The sequence below is a fragment of the Pseudomonas sp. WS 5011 genome (genome assembly GCF_012985775.1).
Lineage (GTDB): Bacteria > Pseudomonadota > Gammaproteobacteria > Pseudomonadales > Pseudomonadaceae > Aquipseudomonas > Aquipseudomonas peli.
In genome coordinates, this window is record NZ_JAAQXA010000008.1 from 41,604 (window position 1) to 66,641 (window position 25,038).

General features: G+C 61.9%; 20 protein-coding genes. 15 read left to right on the forward strand and 5 right to left on the reverse strand.

Going from position 1 to position 25,038, the window contains the following annotated elements; translation table 11 throughout:
- Positions 1–18: 18 nt before the first annotated feature.
- Positions 19–1,374, forward strand: a complete 1,356-nt coding sequence (locus HBN63_RS10720; RefSeq protein WP_170049404.1) for a 3-oxoacyl-ACP reductase — start codon at positions 19–21, stop codon at positions 1,372–1,374.
- Positions 1,375–1,434: 60 nt separating this feature from the next.
- Here HBN63_RS10720 and speA read toward each other — a convergent pair whose 3' ends face one another.
- The 5 genes from speA to HBN63_RS10745 all read right to left on the reverse strand — a co-directional run bounded on the left by speA (position 1,435) and on the right by HBN63_RS10745 (position 5,636).
- Positions 1,435–3,348: an arginine decarboxylase gene (gene speA / locus HBN63_RS10725; protein ID WP_170049405.1), complete on the reverse strand. Its 1,914-nt coding sequence runs from the start codon at positions 3,346–3,348 to the stop codon at positions 1,435–1,437.
- A gap of 124 nt (positions 3,349–3,472) precedes the next feature.
- Complete coding sequence (locus tag HBN63_RS10730) at positions 3,473–3,844, reverse strand: translation initiation factor Sui1 (protein WP_167142876.1); 372 nt, start codon at positions 3,842–3,844, stop codon at positions 3,473–3,475.
- 19 nt (positions 3,845–3,863) lie between these two features.
- Positions 3,864–4,055 (reverse strand): hypothetical protein, encoded by a 192-nt coding sequence (locus HBN63_RS21870; RefSeq protein ID WP_090249535.1) that lies wholly within the window; start codon positions 4,053–4,055, stop codon positions 3,864–3,866.
- A 60-nt stretch (positions 4,056–4,115) separates the two neighbouring features.
- Complete coding sequence (locus HBN63_RS10740; RefSeq protein ID WP_170049406.1) at positions 4,116–4,652, reverse strand: NUDIX hydrolase; 537 nt, start codon at positions 4,650–4,652, stop codon at positions 4,116–4,118.
- 3 nt (positions 4,653–4,655) lie between these two features.
- Positions 4,656–5,636: a DUF2333 family protein gene (locus HBN63_RS10745; protein ID WP_262498935.1), complete on the reverse strand. Its 981-nt coding sequence runs from the start codon at positions 5,634–5,636 to the stop codon at positions 4,656–4,658.
- Positions 5,637–6,036: 400 nt separating this feature from the next.
- On the opposite strand from HBN63_RS10745, the gene HBN63_RS10750 reads away from it, so the two are divergent.
- The 14 genes from HBN63_RS10750 (at position 6,037) to HBN63_RS10815 (ending at position 24,849) form a co-directional block, all read left to right on the forward strand.
- A complete protein-coding gene (locus HBN63_RS10750) occupies positions 6,037–7,656 on the forward strand; it encodes a PleD family two-component system response regulator (protein ID WP_090249544.1) in 1,620 nt (539 codons plus the stop codon).
- Between the two features lie 158 nt (positions 7,657–7,814).
- On the forward strand, positions 7,815–9,779 hold the full coding sequence (locus HBN63_RS10755; protein WP_170049408.1) for a methyl-accepting chemotaxis protein: 1,965 nt from the start codon (positions 7,815–7,817) through the stop codon (positions 9,777–9,779).
- A 137-nt stretch (positions 9,780–9,916) separates the two neighbouring features.
- On the forward strand, positions 9,917–11,683 hold the full coding sequence (locus HBN63_RS10760) for a protein-disulfide reductase DsbD (RefSeq protein WP_170049409.1): 1,767 nt from the start codon (positions 9,917–9,919) through the stop codon (positions 11,681–11,683).
- Positions 11,684–11,803: 120 nt separating this feature from the next.
- Positions 11,804–12,253, forward strand: coding sequence for a type II 3-dehydroquinate dehydratase (aroQ, locus tag HBN63_RS10765; protein WP_160085619.1), 450 nt, complete (start codon positions 11,804–11,806; stop codon positions 12,251–12,253).
- A gap of 22 nt (positions 12,254–12,275) precedes the next feature.
- Positions 12,276–12,737: an acetyl-CoA carboxylase biotin carboxyl carrier protein gene (accB, locus tag HBN63_RS10770; RefSeq protein ID WP_160085620.1), complete on the forward strand. Its 462-nt coding sequence runs from the start codon at positions 12,276–12,278 to the stop codon at positions 12,735–12,737.
- A 17-nt stretch (positions 12,738–12,754) separates the two neighbouring features.
- The gene (accC, locus tag HBN63_RS10775) at positions 12,755–14,104 is read left to right on the forward strand and encodes an acetyl-CoA carboxylase biotin carboxylase subunit (protein ID WP_160085621.1); all 1,350 of its coding nucleotides are present in this window, start codon (positions 12,755–12,757) and stop codon (positions 14,102–14,104) included.
- 305 nt (positions 14,105–14,409) lie between these two features.
- A complete protein-coding gene (gene prmA / locus HBN63_RS10780; protein WP_170049410.1) occupies positions 14,410–15,288 on the forward strand; it encodes a 50S ribosomal protein L11 methyltransferase in 879 nt (292 codons plus the stop codon).
- Positions 15,289–15,364: 76 nt separating this feature from the next.
- Positions 15,365–16,702: a DUF3426 domain-containing protein gene (locus HBN63_RS10785; protein WP_170049411.1), complete on the forward strand. Its 1,338-nt coding sequence runs from the start codon at positions 15,365–15,367 to the stop codon at positions 16,700–16,702.
- A 179-nt stretch (positions 16,703–16,881) separates the two neighbouring features.
- Positions 16,882–17,880 (forward strand): tRNA dihydrouridine synthase DusB, encoded by a 999-nt coding sequence (gene dusB, locus HBN63_RS10790; RefSeq protein WP_170049412.1) that lies wholly within the window; start codon positions 16,882–16,884, stop codon positions 17,878–17,880.
- A complete protein-coding gene (gene fis, locus HBN63_RS10795) occupies positions 17,877–18,197 on the forward strand; it encodes a DNA-binding transcriptional regulator Fis (RefSeq protein WP_090249568.1) in 321 nt (106 codons plus the stop codon). Before dusB ends, fis begins: the two co-directional genes overlap by 4 nt.
- 74 nt (positions 18,198–18,271) lie before the next feature.
- Positions 18,272–19,879: a bifunctional phosphoribosylaminoimidazolecarboxamide formyltransferase/IMP cyclohydrolase gene (purH, locus tag HBN63_RS10800; protein ID WP_170049413.1), complete on the forward strand. Its 1,608-nt coding sequence runs from the start codon at positions 18,272–18,274 to the stop codon at positions 19,877–19,879.
- 119 nt (positions 19,880–19,998) lie between these two features.
- Positions 19,999–21,288 carry a phosphoribosylamine--glycine ligase gene (purD, locus tag HBN63_RS10805; RefSeq protein ID WP_170049414.1) on the forward strand — a complete coding sequence of 430 codons (1,290 nt, stop codon included), beginning with the start codon at positions 19,999–20,001 and terminating at the stop codon, positions 21,286–21,288.
- A gap of 161 nt (positions 21,289–21,449) precedes the next feature.
- A complete protein-coding gene (locus HBN63_RS10810; RefSeq protein ID WP_170049508.1) occupies positions 21,450–24,182 on the forward strand; it encodes a hybrid sensor histidine kinase/response regulator in 2,733 nt (910 codons plus the stop codon).
- 70 nt (positions 24,183–24,252) lie between these two features.
- Positions 24,253–24,849 (forward strand): MarC family protein, encoded by a 597-nt coding sequence (locus tag HBN63_RS10815; protein WP_090249576.1) that lies wholly within the window; start codon positions 24,253–24,255, stop codon positions 24,847–24,849.
- Positions 24,850–25,038 lie beyond the last annotated feature (189 nt).

Here is a 25,038-nt window from a genome sequence, read left to right on the forward strand (position 1 = left end):
ATGCGCAGGAGCCGTTTCATGTCAGACCGTTATCTCGCCTTTGCCAACTCCACCTCAGGTCGTCGTTTGGTCAGTGCGCTCGGTCTGCCCGCGCCGCTGCTGCTGGAGCGTTGGATGGCAGGGCGCAGCCGGCCGGTCGACGGTGCCCTACTGATTGGCGGCGAAGGCAGCCTGGCCAGCGCCGTGCTGCCCTTTGCCAACAAGCTGACCGACGCCCTGTTCGCCGCCCGTGAAGGCCAATTTGATTTGCCGCGCTGGACTGCCGAGCATGGCCCCAAGCTCAAGGCGCTGGTGTTTGACGCAAGCGGGCTGACCCGTTTCGAGCAGCTGATCGAGCTGCGCGACTTCTTCCAGCCAGCGTTCAAGGGCCTGGATAAATGCCCGCGTGTGGTAATCCTCGGCCGCGCCCCGGAATCGTTGAAAGACCCGATTGCCGCCAGCGTGCAGCGCTCCCTGGAAGGTTTCAGCCGTTCCCTGGGCAAGGAAATCCGCCGTGGCGGTAATGTGCAGCTGATCTACGTCGGCAAGGGTGGCGAGGCGCAGCTGGAAGGCGCGCTGCGCTTCTTCCTTTCGCCGAAAAGCGCCTATGTCTCCGGCCAGGTGCTGCGCCTAAATGCCTGCGCAGAGCAGGTCAAGGACTGGACCCGCCCGCTGGCCGGCAAGAAGGCGCTGGTCACCGGAGCCTCGCGCGGCATCGGTGCGGCCATCGCCGAAACCCTGGCCCGCGACGGCGCCGAGGTGGTGCTGCTGGATGTGCCGCCGGCCAAGGATGCATTGGATGCCCTGGCCGCACGTTTGGGTGGCTGCGGCCTGGCCCTGGATATCTGCGCTGCCGATGCTGCCACGCAGCTTGTTGAGGCGCTGCCGGACGGTATCGATATCGTCGTGCACAACGCCGGCATCACCCGTGACAAGACCCTGGCGAAGATGAGCGACGACTTCTGGAACTCGGTGATCAACGTCAACCTGAATGCCCCGCAGGTGCTGACCCAAGCCCTGCTGGACGCTGGCAAGCTGCACGACAACGGCCGCGTGGTGCTGATCGCCTCGATCAGTGGCATCGCCGGCAATATGGGCCAGACCAACTACGCGGTGAGCAAGGCCGGCGTGATCGGCCTTGCTCAGGCCTGGGCGCCGACGCTGGCTAAGCGCGGCATCAGCATCAACGCGGTGGCACCCGGTTTTATCGAAACCCAGATGACCGCCGCGATCCCACTGACCATCCGCGAAGCCGGCCGACGGATGAACTCCATGGGCCAAGGCGGCTTGCCGCAGGACGTCGCCGAAGCCGTGGCCTGGTTCGCCCAGCCCGGCTCGGGTGCCGCCACCGCACAAGTTTTACGCGTATGCGGACAAAGCCTGCTCGGGGCTTAATCGCCGCCAGCAGATAGCAAAAGACCCCGCAGTGCGGGGCCTTTTGTATTCAGTGCAAGCTTATGAAGATAGGTAGGACGAACGGGTCAGCCCAAGACGCAGCGCGTCGAGGAACTGGGTGCGCTCGCGCGGGCTGATCTTGGCGCTGGCGACCTTGTCGCGGTAGTGGTTCATAAGCTCCTCCGGCGACAGGTGCACGTAGCGCAGCATGTCCTCGATGGTGTCGTGGGTCTCGATACCGGCGTGGTACACGCTGCCATCGGCGTTCTGGTAAATGTTCACCGAGTCGGTGTCACCGAACAGGTTGTGCATATCACCGAGAATTTCCTGGTAGGCACCGACCAGGAAGATCCCCAGCAGGTAATCCTCCCCCTCACGCACTTCGTGCACCGGTAGGCTGGTTTCAATCGACTGCTCATCGACGTACTGACGGATCTTGCCGTCGGAGTCGCAGGTCAGGTCTTGCAGCACGGCGCGGCGCAGCGGCTCTTCGTCGAGGCGGTTGAGCGGCAGAATCGGCAGCACCTGACCGATGGCCCAGGTGTCCGGCAGGCTCTGGAATACCGAGAAGTTGCAGATGTACTTATCGGCCAGCTTGTCGTTGAGCTCATCCAGCACCTGACGGTGCGAGCGCTGACGGGCTTTGAGCGAGTTGTGCAGGCGGCGGCATACGGCGAAATAGCACTGCTCGGCCAAAGCCTTCTCAGTCAGGCTAAGTTTGCCGTCAGCGTACTGAGTGGCCACGTCACTCATATAGTGCGTGGCGCGCCAGTAGGTCTCGGTGACCATTTCGATATCGGTTGGGCCGAGCAGCTCGACCAGATAACGCACGGTTTCCGGCAGACTGGTGACGTCTTCGATCTTGGGGATCTCGTCGTTGTGTTTTTCCACGTCAGTGACCTGCACCACCAGCATGGCGTGGTGCGCGGTCAGCGAACGGCCGCTTTCCGAGAAGATGTGCGGATGCGGCAGCTCCTGGGCATCGCAGAACTCTTTGAGCATGCCGACCACGACACCGGCGTAGTCGTCCATGTCGTAGTTGATCGAGCTGGCGTTACGCGAATGGGTGCCATCGTAATCCACACCCAGGCCACCGCCGACGTCGATATGATCGACCGGCAGGCCCAGACCACGCAGCTCGCCGTAATAGCGGATGGCTTCTTTGAAGCCGTGCTGGTAGTCGGACAGGTTGGCGATCTGCGAACCCATATGGAAGTGCAGCAGGCGGATGCCCTGATCCAGCTTGGCCGCGCGGAAGCGCTCGACCACCGATAGCAGCTGCGCCGCTGAGAGGCCGAACTTGGACTTCTCGCCACCGGTGTCAGCCCACTTGCTCGAGGCCAGCGAGGACAGGCGCACGCGCAGGCCGATCTGCGGCGCGACCTTGAGCTCGGCCGCTTCGTCGATCACCAGCTGCACTTCGGATTCTTTCTCGATCACGATAAATACGTTGTGACCGAGCTTCTGCCCCATCAGCGCCAGCTTGATAAATTCGCGGTCCTTGTAACCGTTACAGACGATGGTGCCGCCCTTCGGCGCCAACGCCAGCACGGCCATCAGCTCGGGCTTGGAGCCGGCTTCAAGGCCAATGGAGACGTTCTGCGTGGCGATGATGTTTTCCACCACCGCTTCCTGCTGGTTGACCTTGATCGGGTACAGCGCGGTGTAAGGGCTCTGGTATTCCAGACGCGCGATATTGGCATCAAATGCGCCGGTCAGCTGGCGCACGCGGTCTTGCAGAATGTCCGGAAAACGCACCAGCAGCGGCAGCGACAAACCGCTGGAGCGCAGCTCATCAATCTGCTCGTAGAGGTCAATTGGCGTGCTTTGCGGGCCATTCGGGCGCACCTCGACACGGCCCTTGTCATTGATCGCGAAGTAACCCGCGCCCCAATGGCGAATACCATAGACGCTGCGGCTGTCCGCTACGGTCCACTGGCTGCCGTCATCTTTACGTGTGCGTCGTGCAGACATCGATGTCTCCCTTGCTGGCGATAGTGGCCTTGGCACAGCCAAGACGCGTACAGATTAAAGTCTGGAAATGACGATTACTCAGCTGTGACCCAAGGTCCGCCGAGGAAGTTTAGAAAAGACGGGATCAGCCGCCGGACTTCTTGGCTTTAAAACCGTGCTTGATCAGCTCGGCCATCAGCAGCTCGACGTGGTCACCCTGAATCTCGATCACCCCATCCTTGAGCGAACCGCCGCAACCGCAGCGTTTCTTCAGGGCACTGGCAAGGTCCTTGAGCGGCTCCTCGGCCAGCGGGACACCGCTGATGGTGGTCACCGTCTTGCCGCCGCGACCTTTGGTTTCGCGGCGTACGCGGGCGATGCCATCACCGTCGGGGATCAGGGTCTGTTTGCAGGTGCAGGCATCCACCGGCTGACTGCAGTCCGGGCAATGCCGGCCGCTGTCGGTGGAATACACCAGGCCGCTGAGTGCGGCGAATGACGAAGCTTTCTTGACCACCGGTTTGTCCTCGAAGGGGTCAGGATAGCGACTGGTCGACTGAGTGCTCGGGGTCGACCGCGAAGCCCCACTCTGGCAGGGGCAGCGCACCCTGGCGATACACGGCCAGGGCTTGAAGGCGGCGCAGTGTAACGGCAAAAGCCGCGACTGCTAAGTGTAAAAATGCGCCATTAATCGGCGGATTGGCGACCTTGTTCAGGATGCCGAACAAAACGTCCGGATATCCTGCACAAAGCCAGGGCTGACGCGGGGTTCGGCCGGTATCGAGGGCTTAGCGAGTGGCTGCCAGATAGCGCTGCAAGGCGGCCAGCGAATCGGGGCAATAGGGCAGGTGCTGGGTTTCGGCCAGCACCTCGTCGATGGAGATAAAACGCGCCTCCAGCACTTCCTCCGGCTGCAAACGCAACGGCGCATCGGACACCGCCGAGTAGGCCATGCACCACAGGCGACTTTCCGGCGCGTCGTAGAGGAAATGCGCATGCTCGACCAACTGCACGTCTTCGATCCCCAGCTCTTCAGCCAGCTCGCGCGCGGCCGATTCGGCGTAGCTCTCGCCTTCGAGCACCATGCCGCCGGCTGCCACATCCCAGTAACCAGGGTACAGCGCCTTGCTCAGGGTACGCCGGTGCACGCACAGCAAGCCGGCACTGTTGAATAACAGGATGTAGGTGCCGCGCCCGAGCAAGTGCCGCTCGCGCAGTTCACTGCGCAGTACACCGCCGAGCGGACGGTCCTGCTCGTCAACCCAGGCGATGCGCTCAGCATCAGAGGCGGCGCGGTGCGCCACCTCGGCTTCGGACCAGGCCACCGCTTAACCCTGCGACAGCAGTTGGCGCAGGTCAATCAGCCCTGCATTGGCCCGCGAGATGTAGTTGGCCATCACCAGCGAATGGTTAGCCAGCAGGCCATAACCGCTGCCATTGAGGATCATCGGACTCCACAAAGTCTCCTGGGCCGCTTCCAACTCGCGAATGATCTGGCGCACGCTGACGGTGGCGTTCTTCTTCGCCAGCACATCGGCGAAATCCACTTCAATCGCACGCAGCAAATGCGCCAGCGCCCAGGCCTGCCCACGGGCTTCGTAGAACACGTTGTCGATCTGCAGCCACGGCGTTTCGTAATTCACGCCTTCGATAAAGTCGGCCTGGGCCACGCTATCGGCCAGCGCTGGATCAACCACTGCAGTATTCAGACGCACTTGACCAACACTGGCGGACAGGCGCTGCGACAGCGAACCCAGACGCGTGGCGGCGTCGCCCAGCCAGTTATTCAGGTTGTCAGCGCGGGTGTAGAACTGGGCATTGCCCTTGCTCGGGTCGCCCAAGCGCTCTAGGTAACCATCCAGTGACTTGATACCTTCAGCGTATTCCGCCTCAGAGGCCGGCAACGCCCAGCTTTTGTGGTCGAAGTGGAAGCGCGGTTCGGCCTTGGCCAGGTCGGCGTCTTCGGTCGACTGCGACTGCGAGCGGGTGAAGTCTTTGCGCAGCGCACGGGACATGTCTCGCACCTGCACCAGCACACCAAACTCCCAGCTCGGCATGTTGTCGAGCCACAGGCCCGGTGGAGCGAGGTCGTTCGCCAGGTAACCGCCTGGCTTGTTGAGCAAAGTGCCAGCGACCTGCTTCAGGGTCTCCACTGTGGTGTAGCCATTCACCAGCTTGCGCCCGCTAGCCTGAGCCGCAGCTTCGGCGCGTTGCTGTACGGAAAATTGCGCGGGCTCCTGGCTCCAGTACCAGCCCACCACCAGCGCCACGACCAGGTAAAGCCCGAGCAGGCCTGCGACCAAGCGCATAACCGTGCGTCCTGTCGATTGATTCGGTGAGGTGGTGGCGGTGTCTGCGGCGCCAGTGCGCGTTTCGGCCGTTCGGTTTTTCCAATCCAGCATGGCAATGTCCTTTTGTTACCCAAGTAGCAAACTCGCGACCGGCTGCATCACCCGGCGGCTGTTAGTTTGACCACAACCCTCAAGCAGGGTTGCGCAACTGCCTTGCACTATAAGGGAAGCGCAGCCGACTGCGCAGCGGCGAACGGCAAACTTAGCGCCGGTTATGCCAATGGTGTATCTGTGATGCTATAGACAGAAGGCCGACGCCAATAGATCGACGGCACTCGCAATAATTCAAACGAGTGTTAGCATTGCTAGCACTAAGCCATCACCCGTAGCCCTGCGCTGCCCTTACTGAAAACGGGCCATGATCGAGCAAGAAGACCCTAGCCGCGACCGCCTCAAGCAGCACTTTGCCCAGCGCGTGATCAATCAGGCGCGTCAGGTATTGGAAGTCTGGCAGCGCCTGCAGCGCAGCGAGTGGAATGACGCCGGCATGGGTGAGCTGCGCGAGGCAACGCAATTGTTGCAGCGTTATGCCGAGCGCTTCGATCAAGCCGAACACAGCCAACTGGCCCTGGAAATCGACAGCTGCCTGCAACTGGTGACCGACAACCGCGGCCGCCTCAACAGCGAGCTGATCAGCCAGCTCAACCAGCTGCTGCAACGTCTGTCACGCACGGGCCTGAGGCATGGCGATCGCTTTGAGCAAACCGTGCTGCCACCCTTGCGCAAGCCGGTGTACTTGGCCTTGCAACACCTGGAGCGGGCCGAACAGCTAGTACAACGCCTGGAGTTCTTCGGCATGAATGCGATTGCCCTGGACAGCGCCAACGCGTTTCGCAATGCCATGCTTGAGCGCCATCCGGCAGCGATCCTGATGGAAGTCGACTTCTCCGGCCCCGGTTGCGGCCTGCAATTAGCCAAAAGCGTGCAGGAAGGCCTGGAACACACGATCCCACTGCTGTTCTTCAGCCCTGAAGACACCGACACCATGACTCGCCTGTCGGCTGTGCGCGCGGGTGGCCAGGAGTTCTTCACCGGCAGCCTGGATGCCTCGAACCTGTTCGAGCGCATTGAAGTGCTGACTAACGTGTCGCAATACGAGCCCTACAAGGTACTGATCGTCGACGATTCGCGGGCCCAGGCAACGCACACCGAGCGGGTCCTCAACAGCGCCGGGATCGTCACTCGCACCTTGATCGAACCCATCCAGGCCATGAGCCACTTGGCCGATTTCCAGCCCGACCTGATCATCCTCGACATGTACATGCCCGAGTGCAACGGCCCGGAACTGGCACAGGTGATTCGCCACAACGACCGCTATGTCAGCGTGCCGATCATCTACCTGTCCGCCGAAGACGACCTGGACAAGCAACTCGACGCGATGAGCGAAGGCGGCGACGACTTCCTCACCAAACCGATCAAGCCGCGCCACCTGATCGCCACCGTACGCAACCGTGCAGCGCGCGCGCGCAGCCTCAAGGCGCGCATGGTGCGTGACAGCCTGACCGGCCTGTACAACCACACCCACACCCTGCAACTGCTCGAAGATGCGCGCTTCCGCGCCGAACGTGATGGCCTGCCGCTGAGCTTTGCGATGATCGATATCGACTTCTTTAAGAAGGTCAACGACACCTACGGCCACCCCATGGGCGACCGGGTGATCAAAAGCCTGGCGCTGTTTCTCAAGCAGCGCCTGCGCAAGAGCGACCATATCGGTCGCTACGGCGGCGAAGAGTTCGCCGTGGTGATGCCCGACACCGACGCCGAATCGGCCCGCCGGGTCCTCGATGAGATCCGCCAACGCTTCGCCGAAATCCAGTATTCCGCGCAGCCGCATGACCTGTCTTGCACCTTCAGCTGCGGCATCGCCCAACTGGCGCCGCAACTGGACGGCAAACTGCTGTCGCAGCAAGCCGACCTGGCGCTGTACGTGGCCAAACACGGCGGCCGCAATCAGGTGGCGATCTACCAGGGCGACTGATCCCACCCGTCACGGCCGATCATCGGCCGCTCAGCAGAAAACTGTGACGCAGTCGGCGTAGTCATATTACGGTCACGAAAAAGCAATAAATTCTGAGGCTTAGCAGCCGCCTTGACGTCCACGTCGGCGGCCGAACCGTTCGTCATCGGTCGAGCCTTATGCGCCTGAAATCCCTTACCAACCTCAATACCCTGCTGCTGGTTACCGTCTGCGTGGCCCTTGCCGTCACGCTCTGGTGGTCACAGCGAGCCCTGGAGCGCCCTTACCTGCTGATGGCGCGCTACCTTAGCCTGTCCCAGCAGTTCCAGGGCGAAGCCGCGCAGAACATAAGCGCCTACCTGGAAAGCGGCGACGCGCTGCGCCACAGCGCAGCCCTGCAATCGTTGGACAGCCTCGAACAGGCTATGGCTGACTTACCCACGCAATTGGCGGATAACCTGCGTCCCAGCCTCGCTGAACTCAAAGCCTTCAGTGCCAACGAGCTACTGGCCGCTGGCAAGCTCTCTGCTGACCCACAAGGCCTGCTGTTACAAGCCGAGCGCGAGATGGACGCAGCACTGGAGCAGCTCGCGCAATACGCCGACAGCGGCGAAGCCAATGCCGCCGCCAATTACCGCAAGCCGCTGTTTAGCGCGGCACGCCACCTCACCCGCCTGGCCCACGCCCGCGACAAGCTGGTGCGCAGCGGCCGTAGCGGGCTGGCCAGCGAAGTAGAACGTGAACTGACAGCCTTGGGTAAGCAGGCGCAAACCCTCACTGATCTGCCGCTGCTCGGCGTGGCCGACGCCAGCCAGTCGTCCAGCGATTCGTTTGCTGACATGCTGGGCTTGGACGCCAGCAGCGAGAGCAGCGAGGCCGAAGACCGTGGTATTGCCCTCAAGCGCGATCTGGCCAACCTGATCAGCCGCTACCCGGCCGAACTGCAACGCACCCGTAATCTGATCGAACAACGCGGCGCTCTGGCCACGAGCACGCGCATGCAGATCGATCAGGTACAGCAGGCGCTGGCCGCGCTGGAACCGCAAGTGCGCGCCGAACATGGTCGCATCCAGGGTGAAGTACAGCTGATACTCGGCTTGATGATCGGCCTGATTCTGTTGATTGCCCTGATCATCGACACCCTCCAGCGACGCCTAACACGGGTACTCACGCACTTGGTCCCCGCACTGTCCGCCTGGGCGCAAGGCGATTTTGCCGCCGACATCCGCCTGGACTCACGCACTCAAGAACTGCGCGATATCGAAGAATCACTAAACCGTCTGCGTGCCTATCTGGTCGATTTGGTCGGCACCATTCGCCGGCATGCCGAACAAGTAGTCGGTTCTAGTCGCACCCTGGCTGATCTCAGTGGCGGTCTGCACAGCGGCGCCGAACGCCAGGCCGGCGACACCGCGCAGATCCGCGATGCGCTCGGAGAGCTGCAGGCCACCATCCAGCAGGTTGCCGGCGATGCCAGCCAGGCTGCCGATGCCAGCCGCGACGCCAACCGCGCCCTGGAACAAGGCCAGCAGGTAATTGGCCACAGCCTCACCGGCCTGCATGAACTGGTTGATGAAGTGCAAGGCAACGCCCAGGCCATCGAACGCCTGGCCGAGGAAACCGCGACCATCGGCAATGTGCTGACGGTGATTCGCGGCATCGCCGAGCAGACCAACCTACTGGCCCTGAATGCCGCCATCGAAGCGGCACGGGCCGGCGAGCTGGGTCGCGGCTTTGCCGTGGTCGCCGATGAAGTCCGTTCGCTGTCGCAACGCACCAGCGGCGCCACCGCGCAGATTCAGGAGCTGATCGGCCGCCTGCAACAGGCCGCACTGCAATCGGTACAGGCTATGCGCACTCAGGTCGAACACGCCGAAGCCACCGCCAGCCAGGCGGAAGCCGCCGATGGCGCGCTGGATGAAATCGTCGTGGCGATCCGTACCATCGCCAGCATGGCCGAGCGCATCGCCGACGCCACCGCGCAGCAGAGCGGCGCGGTCAGAGAAATTCGCGGGCACAGCGAGCGCATCCACCAACTTGGCGGCGACAACCTGCAGCGCATCGGCGAGGGCCGTAATCAGGGCGACCAACTGCTGCAACTCGGCGGCCAACTGCATACCGCCGTGCAGGCGTTCAGGGTCTAACAGACGGTGAACGGCCGCAGGCGCGGCAATCTGTCGCGCACCATCCAGCCTGTAGACAACACCGCTTACAGCCTGGGCCGTGCCCTGAGCCTCCCGCCTCCGCTATGATGCGGCGATTCCCCCATCACGAGCCTGCCATGCACCGTCTACTCAGCCTGCTTCTGCTTCTGGTCGTACTGCCGGCCAGCGCCGGCCTGTTCGATAAGCCGCCCGCTCCTGCGCAGCTCGGCGCGCCCCTGAACAACAGCGCGGACTTCCTGCCCGTCCGTGAGGCGTTCAAGCTGAGCCTGATCAGCAGCTCCAGCGAGTCTGTGAAATTGCGCTTTGTCGCCGCCGAAGGTTATTACCTGTATCGGCACCGCTTCAGTTTCAGCAGCGAGCCAGCCGATATCCAGCTGGGCCAGGCCGTGTTACCGGCCGGCAAAGCCAAGCATGATGAGTACTTCGGCGATGTCGAGGTGTACTACGAGGTGCTGGATGTCGAGGTGCCGGTCGACAACCCGGACAATCGCCCCTTCAAACTCAGCGTCAACTACCAGGGCTGCGCTGACAAAGGCCTGTGCTACCCGCCGGAAACCGAAGTGCTGGCGATTGGCGGCGTTGCAGCGACCAGCAGCGCCACGCCGGATACCGCAACACCCTGGAGCTGGACCGATCTGGCGCTGTTCTTCCTCGGTGGCCTGGCGCTGACCTTTACCCCGTGCGTGCTGCCGATGCTGCCAATCCTCACCGGCGTGGTGCTGCGCGGCCAACCCGGCGGCATGCGCAGCCTGGTGCTGTCGCTGGCCTACGTGCTGCCGATGGCATTGAGCTTTGCCATCCTCGGCGCATTGATGGGCTTGTTCGGCGCAGAACTCAACCTGCAGGCACGCCTGCAATCGCCCTGGGTGCTGGTGCCGTTTGCGATCTTCTTCGCCCTGTTCGGCGCGGCCAGCCTGGGCTTTCTTGAACTGCGCCTGCCGGCTGCCATCGACGGCCCGTTACAGCGCCTGAGCCAGAAACTGCAGGGCGGCACAGTTCTCAGCGCCGCAGCGCTCGGCGTGCTGTCCAGCGTCCTGGTCTCACCTTGCGTATCCGCGCCACTGGCCGGCGCGCTGCTGTACATCAGCGCCAGCGGTGACGCCCTCGGCGGCGGCCTCAAACTGCTGGCACTGGGTCTCGGCATGGGCGCGCCACTGGTGCTGTTCGCCGTCGGAGGTGGTGCTCTGTTACCGAAATCCGGGCCGTGGATGCTCACCGTGCGCAATCTGTTCGGCGCATTGCTGATGGCCGTGGCGATCTGGCTGCTTGAGCGCGTCGTACCCGGCCCAGTCAGCCTGGCGCTCTGGGGCCTGCTGGCCGCAGGCATCGCATTGTGGCTCGGCGCGCTGGAACTGACGCCGAAAACCCATCACCAGAAACTCGCGCAACTGCTCGGCCTGCCGCTGCTGGTCTACGCCCTGGTGGCCTGGGTCGGCGCACTGCAAGGCCAGGATGACCCGCTACGACCGCTTGGCCGCATGGTCAGCAGCGCCGAAGCCACTCAGGTTCAATCCGGTCAGTGGCAAACTATCAACACCCCCGCCGAACTGGATGCCGCCTTGCTTGCCGCACAGAACAACGGCAAGCCGCTGCTGCTCGACTGGTACGCCGACTGGTGCATCAGCTGCAAGGTGATCGAACGCGAAGTGCTCAACGCCCCGGAAGTCGGCCGCCAGCTCGGCGACTATCAACTGGTGCGTTTCGACATCACCGAAAGCAACCCCGCCCAGCGCGCCCTGCTCGACCGCTACCAGCTGTTCGGCCCGCCGGCCATTCTGCTATTCGACGCCAAGGGTGACGAATGGCTGGATCTGCGTGTCGTAGGTGAGGTGGATGCGGCGACCTTTGCTGCGCGCCTGAGCACGGCGCGGGAACGTTTTTAACACCCCGAGTCATATATTTGCCGCAATCTGCGGTCATCGTGTCGACTATTGCTGAGAACTGGACAGCCCTGCGCTGTCGCGGCATAGTCCTGCCCAGTAGAAAAACAAGGATTAAGGATCATGGCGACCTTATTGGTACTGCACGGCCCCAACCTCAACTTGCTCGGCACTCGCGAGCCAGGGGTTTACGGCGCCGTCACCCTGGAGCAGATCAACCTCGACCTGGAGCGCCGCGCGCGTGAGGCAGGCCACCATCTGCTGTACCTGCAGAGCAATGCCGAGTACGAGCTGATTGACCGTATTCACGCCGCAAAAGGCGAAGGTGTCGACTTTATCCTGATCAATCCTGCCGCTTTTACTCACACCAGCGTCGCATTACGTGACGCATTGCTGGCAGTGAGCATCCCATTCATCGAAGTGCATTTGTCCAACGTGCACAAACGCGAAGCTTTCCGCCATCACTCCTACTTTTCAGATGTCGCGGTGGGAGTGATCTGCGGCCTTGGCGCCAGCGGTTATCGACTGGCCCTGGAGGCTGCACTCGAACAACTTGAACTTAAGCGCCCCTGACCTCACCGGGAGTTGAACCACTATGGATATTCGTAAAGTCAAAAAACTGATCGAGCTGCTGGAAGAATCCGGTATCGACGAGCTAGAGATTCGCGAAGGCGAAGAGTCCGTGCGGATCAGCCGTCACAGCAAGCAGCCGGCCTTTATGCAACAACCGATGTATGCACCAGCGCCGGCGCCAGCCGCTGCTCCGGTGGCCGCTGCACCAGTCGCCGCTGAAGCCGCCGCCCCCGCTGCCGCCAAGCTGAATGGCACCGTGGTGCGCTCGCCAATGGTCGGCACCTTCTACCGCGCATCCGGCCCAACGTCAGCCAACTTCGTAGAAGTCGGCCAGAGCGTGAAGAAAGGCGACATTCTCTGCATCGTTGAAGCGATGAAGATGATGAACCACATCGAGGCCGAAACCAGCGGCGTGATCGAATCCATCCTGGGCGAGAACGGTCAGCCGGTGGAATACGACCAGCCTCTGTTCACCATCGTTTGATCCACGGAGAGCCAGCGATGTTGGAAAAAGTTCTGATCGCCAACCGCGGCGAGATCGCCCTGCGCGTCTTGCGCGCCTGTAAAGAGCTCGGCATCAAGACCGTCGCGGTGCATTCCACCGCTGACCGCGAACTGATGCACTTGGGCCTGGCCGACGAGTCGGTGTGCATCGGCCCAGCCTCTGGCGCGCTGTCCTATTTGAATATTCCGGCGATCATCAGCGCAGCTGAAGTAACCGGCGCCACGGCGATCCACCCTGGCTACGGCTTCCTGGCGGAAAACGCTGATTTCGCCGAACAGGTGGAAAACTCCGGCTTCGCCTTTATCGGCCCGAAAGCCGAGACCATTCGCCTGATGGGCGACAAGGTGTCGGCCAAGGACGCCATGAAGCGCGCCGGCGTACCGGTGGTTCCTGGCTCTGACGGCCCACTGCCGGAAGACGAGGAAACGGCCCTGCAGATTGCTCGCGAAGTCGGTTACCCGGTGATCATCAAGGCCGCTGGCGGCGGTGGTGGTCGCGGCATGCGCGTGGTGTACAAGGAAGAAGACCTGATCAAATCGGCCAAGCTGACCCGCAGCGAAGCCGGTTCGGTGTTCGGCAATCCGATGGTCTATCTGGAGAAGTTCCTCGGCAATCCACGTCACGTGGAAGTCCAGGTGATCTCCGACGGCCAGGGCAACGCCATCCACCTGGGTGACCGCGACTGCTCGCTGCAGCGCCGCCACCAGAAGGTACTGGAAGAAGCACCGGCACCGGGCATTGATGAAAAAGCCCGCGCCGAAGTGCTGCAACGCTGCGTCGATGCCTGCATCGAGATCGGCTACCGCGGCGCTGGCACCTTCGAGTTCCTCTACGAAGATGGCCACTTCTACTTTATCGAGATGAACACCCGCGTACAGGTTGAGCATCCGGTTTCGGAAATGGTCACCGGCATCGACATCGTCAAGGAGATGCTCAGCATCGCCGCTGGCAACAAGCTGTCGTTCAAGCAGAGTGACGTGGTTATTCGCGGCCATTCGCTGGAATGTCGAATCAACGCCGAAGACCCGGACAACTTCATGCCCTGCCCTGGCAAGGTCAAGCACTTCCACGCCCCAGGCGGTAATGGCGTACGGGTCGATTCGCATCTGTACAGCGGCTACACCGTACCGCCGCATTATGACTCGCTGATCGGCAAGCTGATCACCTACGGCGCCACCCGCGACGAGGCCCTGGCCCGTATGCGCAACGCGCTGGATGAGATCGTCGTCGATGGCATCAAGACCAACGTGCCCCTGCACCGCGATCTGGTCCGCGACAAAGGCTTCTGCAAAGGCGGCGTGAATATCCACTACCTGGAGAAAAAACTGGGTATGGATAAGCACTAAGCCCCATGACCTGCTGCGCGTCGGCCCCTCTCGATAAAAGAAAGGGGCGTTAAAAATGCCCGAGGAATGCTCATTTACAGACGTAAACTCCGCTTCCTCGGCGCTTTGACCAGCCAAAGGCTGTTACTACGTAGCGCCTTGTCCCGCTCTAGCTCGCGATGTCATGACTGAAATGCCAAACAAGGGCTGCCATTCGGCGGCCCTTGTCGTTTCTGCCGACCGCAAGCGGTGGCAGCCGCCCCACCGCTTCAAGTAAGCTGCGCGCCAATTTGCGCCATCCCGCCACAACGTTCACGAGGTTTCCCATGCCCTGGTTACAAGTCCGTCTCGCCATAACCCCTGAGCAGGCGGAAACCTACGAAGATGCGTTGCTGGAAGTCGGTGCGGTATCGGTGACCTTTATGGACGCCGAAGACCAGCCGATTTTTGAGCCGGACCTGGGCACCACACCACTGTGGTCGCACACCCACCTGCTCGCCCTGTTTGAAGCCGATACCGACGCCAACGCGGTATTTGCTCACCTGCAACTGCTGACCGGCGCCGAATTGCCGGAACACCACGCAGAAGTGATCGCCGACCAGGACTGGGAGCGCAGCTGGATGGATGGCTTCCAGCCGATGCGTTTCGGTCAGCGCCTGTGGATCGTGCCGAGCTGGCACGCCGCGCCGGAGCCGGACGCGGTCAACCTGCTGCTCGATCCGGGCCTGGCCTTCGGCACCGGCACCCATCCGACCACCGCACTATGCCTGGAATGGCTGGACGGCCAGAACCTGCAGGATTGCAGCGTGATCGACTTCGGTTGCGGCTCGGGCATCCTGGCAATTGCCGCCCTGCTGCTCGGCGCGCCGCAGGCGGTGGGCACCGATATCGATATCCAGGCCATCGAGGCCTCGCGCGATAACGCTGGGCGCAACAACATCGATCCGGCACGCTTCCCTCTCTACCTGCCGGACGACATGCCGCAACAGCCAGCCGACGTGGTAGTAGCCAATATCCTCGCTGGCCCACTAGTGGCGCTGGCGCCGCAGATCACCAGCCTGGTCAAGCCGGGCGGCCGCCTGGCGCTGTCGGGCATCCTTGCCGAGCAGGCCGAAGAGGTGCGCGCCGCGTATAACGACGCCTTTATCCTCGACCCGACCGCCGACAAAGATGGCTGGGTGCGTATCAGTGGTGTACGCCGCTAACCGCCCCAGTGCGCACAGCTGCTGCATTGCCAAGCACTTGCGTTAGACTAGCCGCCTCGTTTAGCCGGATCGCCGCATGACCCAGAGCTTTGTCACCCAGTGCCCCCATTGCCGCACCAGCTTTCGCGTGAACCTCACGCAGCTGGGCGCCGCCCATGGTGCCGTGCGCTGCGGGGCCTGCCTGCATGTGTTTAATGCTGCGCAACAGCTTCGTGAACAGGGCCAGCAACTGCCACCACCCGCAGTGCCTGCCGCCGCGCCAGCGCCGGCACCACAGCCCAGCAAACCGCTTGCGCCACCAGCACCGCAGCCGGCCGCACCCAGCACACCCTCTGCAACACATGCCGCGCCTGCCAGCAGCAAAACAACCGATACGCTGTGGATTCATGACGACCTGGACCTTGACGGCCTCGATCTGGACGAAGAGCTGGCCAAGCTCGAAGCCCAGGAGCAGCAGCTGTCCAAGCAGTTCCTGGCGATTGATAGCGCACCGAAATACGCCGAAAATTTTCTGGCGCCCGAACCGATTGAGCGCGACCCGCATGACGAGCGCTGGGCCGAAGCCCTGCTGCAGGACGAGCTGACCAAGCCAGCGGCCAGCCTGAGCGTCAAACCTCAGCCGCTGACGCCACCTGTGCGGCAGACTCCACCGTCTACACCTGTAGCGCCCGAGCCAGTCAACGAGCCCGATGACGAGCCGCCGCTCGACCTCAACGCCCTTGACCGCCGCCACCCAGAGCCGGAAATCGAGCACATCGAACTGCATGCCGAGCGCGAGCCATTTAGCTCGCGGGCAGACGAACCAGTTGATGAAGAACCCACTGTTGCGGCACCGAAAAAGACCGCGCGCAGCGAGCCCGAACTGAGGGACGAGCACCTGTTCGAGCTGGATGACGAGCCGCTGCAGCTGGACTGGCAACAACCGAAAAAGCCCTGGGGACGCTGGATCGGCTGGGGGCTTCTGAACCTGATTGGGGCCAGCGCCCTGGCCGGGCAGTACGTGATGTATCACTTCGATGAACTGGCGCGCCAGGATCAGTACCGCCCCTGGTTCGAGCAACTCTGCCCGACAGTCGGCTGTCAGCTGCCCTCCAAGGTCGACATCACCCAGGTCAAGAGCAGCAACCTGGTGGTACGCAGCCACCCGGAATTCAGCGGTGCTCTGGTGGTAGATGCCATCCTCTACAACCGCGCAGCGTTCTCGCAGCCTTTCCCGCTGCTGGAAATGCGCTTTGCCGACATCAACGGCCAACTGCTTGCCAGCCGCCGTTTCAAGCCCAGCGAATACCTCGCTGGCGAGCTGGCTGGCAACGCGGAAATGCCGCCGCAGACGCCTATTCACATCTCCCTGGACATCCTCGACCCAGGCACCCAGGCGGTGAACTACAGCCTGAGCTTCCACTCGCCGGAATAGCCTGCATGCCGCGGATTGCTTGAAAATCCGCGCTAACCAAACCCTTCGCGATAAGGCCAGAGCTGTTCAGAATTTGTTCAAAACAGCCTTTCTCCGGTCATCCAGAGCGGGTATCATGCCCACCCTTTTTCGCACTCTCCTATTTGTTCAACAGCTGGTCTCTTGAGCAGGGAAGCCCTATGTCGGCGCTACGCATCGGCCCTTATACATTGCCAAATTCGCTGATTCTCGCCCCGATGGCGGGGGTCACTGATCAGCCGTTTCGACAGCTGTGCAAGCGTATGGGTGCGGGTCTGGTGGTGTCGGAAATGGTCACCAGCGATGTGCGCCTGTGGAACACCCGCAAGTCGAGCCTACGCATGATGCACAGCGGTGATCCCGAGCCACGCTCGGTACAGATCGCCGGTGGTGATCCCGAAATGCTCGCCGAAGCGGCGCTGCGCAACGTGGAAATGGGCGCGCAGATCATCGACATCAATATGGGCTGCCCGGCCAAGAAGGTCTGCAACAAGGCCGCCGGTTCCGCCCTATTGAAAGACGAAGTGTTAGTCCGAGAGATTCTTCAGGCAGTGGTCGCCGCCGTTGATGTGCCGGTGACCCTGAAAATCCGCACCGGCTGGGACCGTGAGAACAAGAACGGCATTGCCGTGGCGAAGATCGCCGAAGACGCCGGCATTGTCGCGCTGGCTGTGCATGGCCGCACCCGCGCCGACCTGTATATGGGCGAGGCCGAGTACGACACCATCGCAGCGATCAAGCAGGCGGTGTCGATTCCGGTGCTGGCCAATGGCGATATCGATTCGCCGCAGAAGGCCAAAACGGTGCTCGCTGCCACTGGCGCTGATGGCCTGCTAATCGGTCGCGCGGCTCAGGGCCGGCCGTGGATATTCCGTGAGATCGAGCACTATCTGCGTACCGGTGAACAGCTCCCGGCACCCAGCCTGCTCGAAGTGGAACGCATTCTGCTTGAACATCTGGCTGCACTGCACGCCTTCTACGGCGATGTAATGGGCGTTCGCATTGCCCGCAAGCATGTCAGTTGGTATCTCGCAACCTTGCCGGGCGCCAGGGAGTTCCGCGCCCAATTCAATCGTCTGGACAGTACGGACGCGCAGTGCACCAACGTTCGCGAGTTCTTCAGCGAGCGTCATAACAATGGAGAAGGGGTGGCCGCATGACGATGTTGACTGAGACTTTAGGAAGTGGAATGGCTCCCGTGAGTGACAACAGCAGCTTGAAGCAGCATCTCAATACGCCAAGCGAAGAGGGGCAAACCCTGCGCGGCAGCGTTGAGAAGGCTCTGCACAATTATTTTGCCCATCTTGAGGGCGCAGACGTCAGTGACGTGTACAACCTGGTGCTCACCGAAGTGGAAGCGCCGCTGCTGGAAACCGTGATGAACTACGTCAAGGGCAACCAGACCAAGGCCTCCGAGCTGCTCGGCCTGAATCGCGGCACCCTGCGCAAGAAGCTCAAGCAATACGACCTGCTGTAACCCTGAACTCCCGAAAAGGGCGGCCCACATGAGCCGCCTTTTTTGCTGATATCCCCGCTCTGATGGATTCTGAAATGACCGACCAGACCACCCGCCTCCCCGTTCGCCGCGCCTTGATCAGTGTTTCAGACAAGACCGGCATCCTCGAGTTTGCCCGCGAGCTCGTCGCCCTTAATGTGGAAATCCTCTCCACCGGCGGCACTTACAAGCTGCTCAAGGACAACGGCATCGCTGCTGTGGAAGTCGCCGACTACACCGGCTTCCCGGAAATGATGGACGGTCGCGTCAAGACCCTGCACCCGAAGATCCACGGCGGCATCCTCGGCCGTCGCGCCATCGACGGAGCGGTAATGGACGAGCACGGCATCAAGCCGATCGACCTGGTCGCGGTCAACCTCTACCCCTTCGCTGCCACCGTGGCCAAGCCCGGCTGTGACCTGGCTGACGCGATAGAGAACATCGACATCGGCGGCCCGACCATGGTTCGTTCTGCCGCGAAGAACCACAAAGATGTGGCCATCGTGGTCAATGCCGGCGACTACGCCGGCATCGTTGAGTCGCTGAAAGCCGGCGGCCTGAGCTATGCCCAGCGCTTCGACCTGGCCCTGAAAGCCTTCGAGCACACCGCGGCCTACGACGGCATGATCGCTAACTACCTGGGCACCATCGACCAGAGCCGCGACACCCTGAGTACCGAAGAACGCGGCGCGTTCCCGCGCACCTTCAACAGCCAGTTCATCAAGGCTCAGGAAATGCGCTACGGCGAGAACCCGCACCAGAGCGCGGCGTTCTACGTGGAAGCGCAGAAGGGTGAAGCCAGCGTGGCCAGCGCCATTCAGCTGCAAGGCAAAGAACTGTCGTTCAACAACGTGGCCGACACCGACGCCGCGCTGGAGTGCGTAAAGAGCTTCGTCAAACCAGCCTGCGTTATCGTCAAGCATGCCAACCCGTGCGGCGTGGCCGTAGCGCTGGACAGCGAAGGCGGCATCCGCCAAGCCTACGAGCTGGCCTACGCTACTGACACCGAGTCGGCATTCGGCGGCATCATCGCCTTCAACCGTGAGCTGGACGGCGCCACCGCCCAGGCCATCGTCGAGCGCCAGTTCGTAGAAGTGATCATCGCCCCGAAAATCAGCGCAGAGGCTCGCGCCATCGTCGCCGCCAAAGCCAACGTACGCCTGCTGGAATGCGGCGAATGGCCGGCCGAGCGCAGCGCTGGCTGGGACTTCAAGCGCGTCAACGGTGGCCTGCTGGTGCAGAGCCGCGACATCGGCATGATCAAGGCCGAAGACCTGAAAATCGTTACTCAGCGTGCACCGAGCGAGCAGGAAATCCATGACCTGATCTTCGCCTGGAAAGTGGCCAAGTTCGTCAAATCTAACGCCATCGTTTATGCGAAGGGCCGCCAGACCATCGGTGTTGGCGCCGGCCAGATGAGCCGCGTCAACTCCGCGCGGATCGCCGCGATCAAGGCTGAGCACGCCGGCCTGCAGGTTGCCGGTTCGGTGATGGCCAGCGACGCCTTCTTCCCGTTCCGCGACGGTTTGGATAACGCTGCTGCCAATGGCATTACTGCGGTGATCCAGCCGGGTGGTTCGATGCGCGATAACGAAGTAATTGCGGCTGCCGACGAAGCGGGCATCGCCATGGTGTTCACAGGCATGCGTCATTTCCGTCACTGATTGATGGAACGGTGGATGGCTGCGGCCATCCACCCTACGCAGCACCCATTTCGTAGGGTGGATAACGCTTTGCTTATCCACCGAACGGGCTCAACGCCCGCCTCCACTGGGAGAGCAACATGAACGTATTGATCATCGGCAGCGGCGGTCGTGAACACGCCCTGGCCTGGAAAGTGGCGCAGGACAAGCGCGTCGAGAAAGTCTTCGTCGCCCCGGGCAACGCCGGCACCGCCGTTGAGCCCAAGTGCGAGAATGTCGCCATCGACGTACTGGCCATCGAGCAGCTGGCTGACTTCGCCGAAAAGAATGTGCAGCTGACCATCGTCGGCCCGGAAGCGCCGCTGGTTAAAGGCGTGGTTGATCTGTTCCGTTCGCGCAAGCTGGATATCTTCGGCCCCACCGCCGCCGCTGCGCAGCTGGAAGGCTCCAAGGCCTTTACCAAGGATTTCCTAGCACGCCAGAACATCCCAACGGCCGACTACCAGAACTTCACCGAAGTCGAGCCGGCCCTGGCCTACCTGCAAAAAGTCGGCGCGCCGATCGTGATCAAGGCCGATGGCTTGGCTGCCGGTAAAGGCGTGATTGTCGCCATGACCCTGACCGAAGCCGAAGACGCCGTACGCGACATGCTCGCTGGCAACGCGTTCGGTGACGCCGGTTCGCGTGTGGTCATTGAAGAGTTTCTGGATGGCGAAGAAGCCAGCTTTATCGTCATGGTCGACGGCGAGAACGTGCTGCCGATGGCCACCAGCCAGGACCACAAGCGCGTCGGCGACGCCGATACCGGCCCCAACACCGGTGGCATGGGCGCTTACTCGCCAGCCCCTGTGGTCACCGCCGATGTGCACCAGCGGGTGATGGACGAAGTGATCTACCCGACCGTGCGCGGTATGGCGGCAGAAGGCAACGTCTACACCGGTTTCCTCTACGCAGGACTGATGATCGACAAGGCCGGCAAGCCCAAGGTTATTGAGTTCAACTGCCGCTTCGGCGACCCAGAAACCCAACCGATCATGTGCCGCCTGGAAAGCTCTCTGGTTCTGCTGGTCGAAGCCGCACTGGCCAAGGCGCTGGACAAGGTCGAAGCCACCTGGGACCCACGCCCAACCGTGGGTGTGGTGATCGCCGCTGGTGGTTATCCGGCCGATTACGCCAAGGGCGATGTGATCGAAGGTCTGGATGCTGCCGCGCAATTGGAAGGCAAAGTGTTCCATGCGGGCACCGCTCTGAAGGACGGCCAGATCGTCACCGCAGGTGGCCGCGTACTCTGCGCCACCGCAATCGGTCGTACGGTTGAAGAAGCTCAGCAGCAGGCCTACCGCCTGGCTGAGAAAATCCGCTGGAACGGCAGTTTCTACCGCAACGACATCGGCTACCGCGCCATCGCCCGCGAACGCGGGGAAAAATGAAGGTAAATAAAGGGTAAAACACGACAAAGGTGGCCAATTGGCCACCTTTGTCATATTTCCCTCGCGAACAGCTTGGCTATAATCCAAGCACTTATTTTTGAAGGGACTTCACTGTGCGCCGGCTGAGGATTGCCACCTACCTGCTACTCAGCACGCTGCTGATGGCGCTTACTGTAGCGTCAGCTCAGGCAGATGCGCAGGCATCCTGGTCAAGCCTCACCGACCCGAGCGCTGAGCTGCAATTCAATGATGTACGCAGCCCCGAGCGCCAGGCGCAGTTCCGCTCAACCGACCTCACCCAGCTTTACACCCCTGGCGGCAACAGTGCGCTGTGGCTGCATCACCGCATGCCAGCCAACACTGATGCGCAGATGCTGCGGGTGTTCGCGCCTTATCTGGCCTATCTCGACCTGTACGTGCTGCAGGGCGATACGCTGATCGAGCAGGCGCACACCGGTAGCAACCTGCCATTTTCCAGCCGCCCCCTGGCCAGCCGTGACTTCCTCTTGCCGCTGCCAAGTGCTGAGCAGCCACTGGATATCTACCTGCGCCTGGCCTCGGAACATTCGCTGCGCCCCAGCATTACCCTGCAAAGTGCGCAGGCGATGGTCGCCGATGACAACCGCCCACTGATGTTTGGCTTGCTGCTCGGCTGCCTCGGCATGCTGGTGGCCTATAACCTTGTGCGCTTTGCCTATACGCGTGCTGTGAGCGGCCTGTGGCTGGCGGCCACCCAGGCCTGCCAGCTGGTGGCGGTGGTCAGCCTGCTGGGGATCAGTACGCCCTGGCTCAGCGAATGGCAAAGCCTGCAACCGCAGATTGCCAATCTGTCGATGCTATTGGCCGCACTCTGCGCCCTGTGCTTTACCGCCAGTTTTTTCCACAAGGTCTGCCCGAGTACGCCGCTGAACCACCTGCTCACCGGCGAAGTGGTGGTGATCAGCCTGGTCTGCGTGGCCCTGCTGGTGGCAACCAACCTGCAGTTCAATCAACTGGTCTACCTGCTCAACGCCGTCGCCGGCCTGAGCATCCTCATGGTTGCATTGACGCACTGGCGCCATGGCTACCAGCCGGCACGGCTGTTCAGCCTGGCAGTGCTACTTTTTTGTGCAGCCTTTATCTGCGCCCTGCCAATCCTGTTCGGCTACTGGGCGGTACAGAGTGAGTGGATCGCTTACGGCCTGCTCGCCACCACCGCCGTCAGCGGTTTTATCCTCAGCATGGCCTTGAGTGAGCGACAGCGACGCATCATGCAGGACCAGTTCAGCACCAGCCGCGCCCTCGCCGCCAGCTCCGCCGAATTGAAAGCCAAGGCGGAATTTCTCGCCAAGATCAGCCACGAAATCCGCACGCCGATGAATGGCGTGCTGGGCATGACCGAACTGCTGCTCGGCACGCCACTGTCCGCCAAGCAGCGCGATTACGTGCAGACCATCCACAGCTCGGGCAACGAGCTGCTCACCCTGATCAACGAAATCCTCGATATCTCCAAGCTCGAATCCGGGCAGATCGAGCTGGATGACGTGCAGTTCGACCTCAACGCGCTGATCGAAGACTGCCTGGATATCTTCCGCGCCAAGGCCGAACAGCAGAAGGTCGAGCTGATCAGCTTTATGCAGCCGCAAGTGCCACGGGTGATCAGCGGCGACCCCACGCGCCTGCGCCAGACCCTGCTGAGCCTGCTGGACAATGCCTTCAAACAGACCGACGAAGGCGAAATCCTTCTGGTGGTCGCACTCGACACCAACAGCGAGCAACCGCGTCTGCGCATTGCCGTACAGGACAGTGGCAAACCGCTGGATGCCAGCGAGCGCGACGCGCTGCTAAATGCCGAACTGCACAGCAAGGACTTCCTTGCCGCCACCAAAATCGGCGGCCGCCTCGGCCTGATCATCGCTCGCCAGCTGGTGCGCTTGATGGAAGGCGAGTTCGGCATCCAGAGCGGCGGCAACCAGGGCTCGACCCTGTGGTTGACCCTGCCGCTGGACGCCACGCGCCTGGAGCAGCCCACCGCTGACCTCGACGCCTCGCTGCAGGGCGCGCGCCTACTGGTGGTGGACGACAACGACACCTGCCGCAAGGTGCTGGTGCAACAATGCAGCGCCTGGGGCATGCAGGTAAGCGCCGTGCCCTCGGGTAAAGAGGCCATGGCTCTGCTGCGCACCAAGGCGCATCTGCGTGAGTATTTCGATGCCGTGCTGCTCGATCAGGACATGCCCGGCATGACCGGCATGCAGCTGGCCGCGCGAATCAAGGAAGACGCCAACCTCAATCACGACATCCTGGTGATCATGCTCACCGGCATCAGCAATGCGCCGAGCAAGATCATCGCGCGCAACGCCGGGATCAAACGCATCCTGGCCAAGCCGGTGGCTGGCTATACCCTGAAAACCACCCTGGCCGATGAACTGGCGCAACGCGGCAAGGGCGATTCACCGATGTTCAGCCCAACGCCGGTTAGCGCGCCGCTGAACGTGCCCAATGACTTCCGCATCCTGGTGGCCGAGGACAACACCATCTCCACCAAGGTGATCCGCGGCATGCTCGGCAAGCTGAACTTGCAGCCCGACACTGCCAGCAACGGCGAAGAAGCCCTCAGCGCGATGAAAGCTAAGCAGTACGACCTGGTGCTGATGGATTGTGAGATGCCGGTACTCGACGGTTTCTCCGCCACCGAGCAGCTGCGCGCCTGGGAAGCCGCCGAGCAGCGCACACGCACCCCGGTAGTGGCGCTCACCGCGCACATCCTCAATGAGCACAAAGAACGCGCCCGCCAGGTTGGCATGGACGGGCATATGTCCAAGCCGGTGGAAATGTCGCAACTGCGCGAGCTGATCGAACACTGGGTCGCCGAACGGGAAATCCGCCGCCAACGCGACGCCCTGCCGTCCTGAGCAGGGTGATTGCCCGGCAACCGCTACACGCTTACCCTGCCACCCTTCTTTATCGAGACGAGTCCTTTCCATGGCGTCCGCGCTGTTCAGCCTGTATTTGAAACTGCTGGTGCTCTATAGCCCTTTCTTCGTGCTGTCGTGTTTTATCGGCCTGAGCCGTGGCTATACGGTCAAAGAACGCAAGCGCCTGGCCTGGAAAGTCGCCCTCGGCGTACTGATCGCCAGCGTGCTGCTGTACCTGTTCGGTAAACACATCTTCACCCTGTTCGGCATCACCATCGACGCCTTCCGCATCGGCGCGGGCAGCGTGTTGTTTATCTCAGCCCTCGGCATGGCCCAGGGCAAGTCGGCGGTGCAGAGCGATAACGTGCAGCAGGACGTAACCATCGTGCCACTAACCATCCCGCTCACCGTCGGCCCTGGCACCATCGGTGCACTGCTGCTGATGGGTGCTAGCCAACCGGACTGGGGCGACAAGGCCGTGGCAGTGCTGGGCATCGCCCTGGCCAGCCTCACGGTGGGCGTGGTGCTGTATATGTCCAACCAGTTCGAGCGCCTGCTCGGCGATCAGGGCCTGCAGATCGTCAGCCGCCTGATGGGGCTGTTTGTCTGCGCCCTGGCCGCGCAGATCATCTTTACCGGGGTAAAGAACTACCTCGCCCTCTGACCCCGCCCGGATGCGCTTCGGGCTGCACCACAAGCTGGCAATCGGCCCCGCTGCGGTGCACCGACCGTTCTGCGCCGCCCTCTGAAAAGCCGCAATACGCGGCTAACTCATTGAAATAGATCAACTTGGCAAACCTGGCACCGGGCTTGCTCTGATCACTCCATTACTTGGATACAAGATGGAATATCA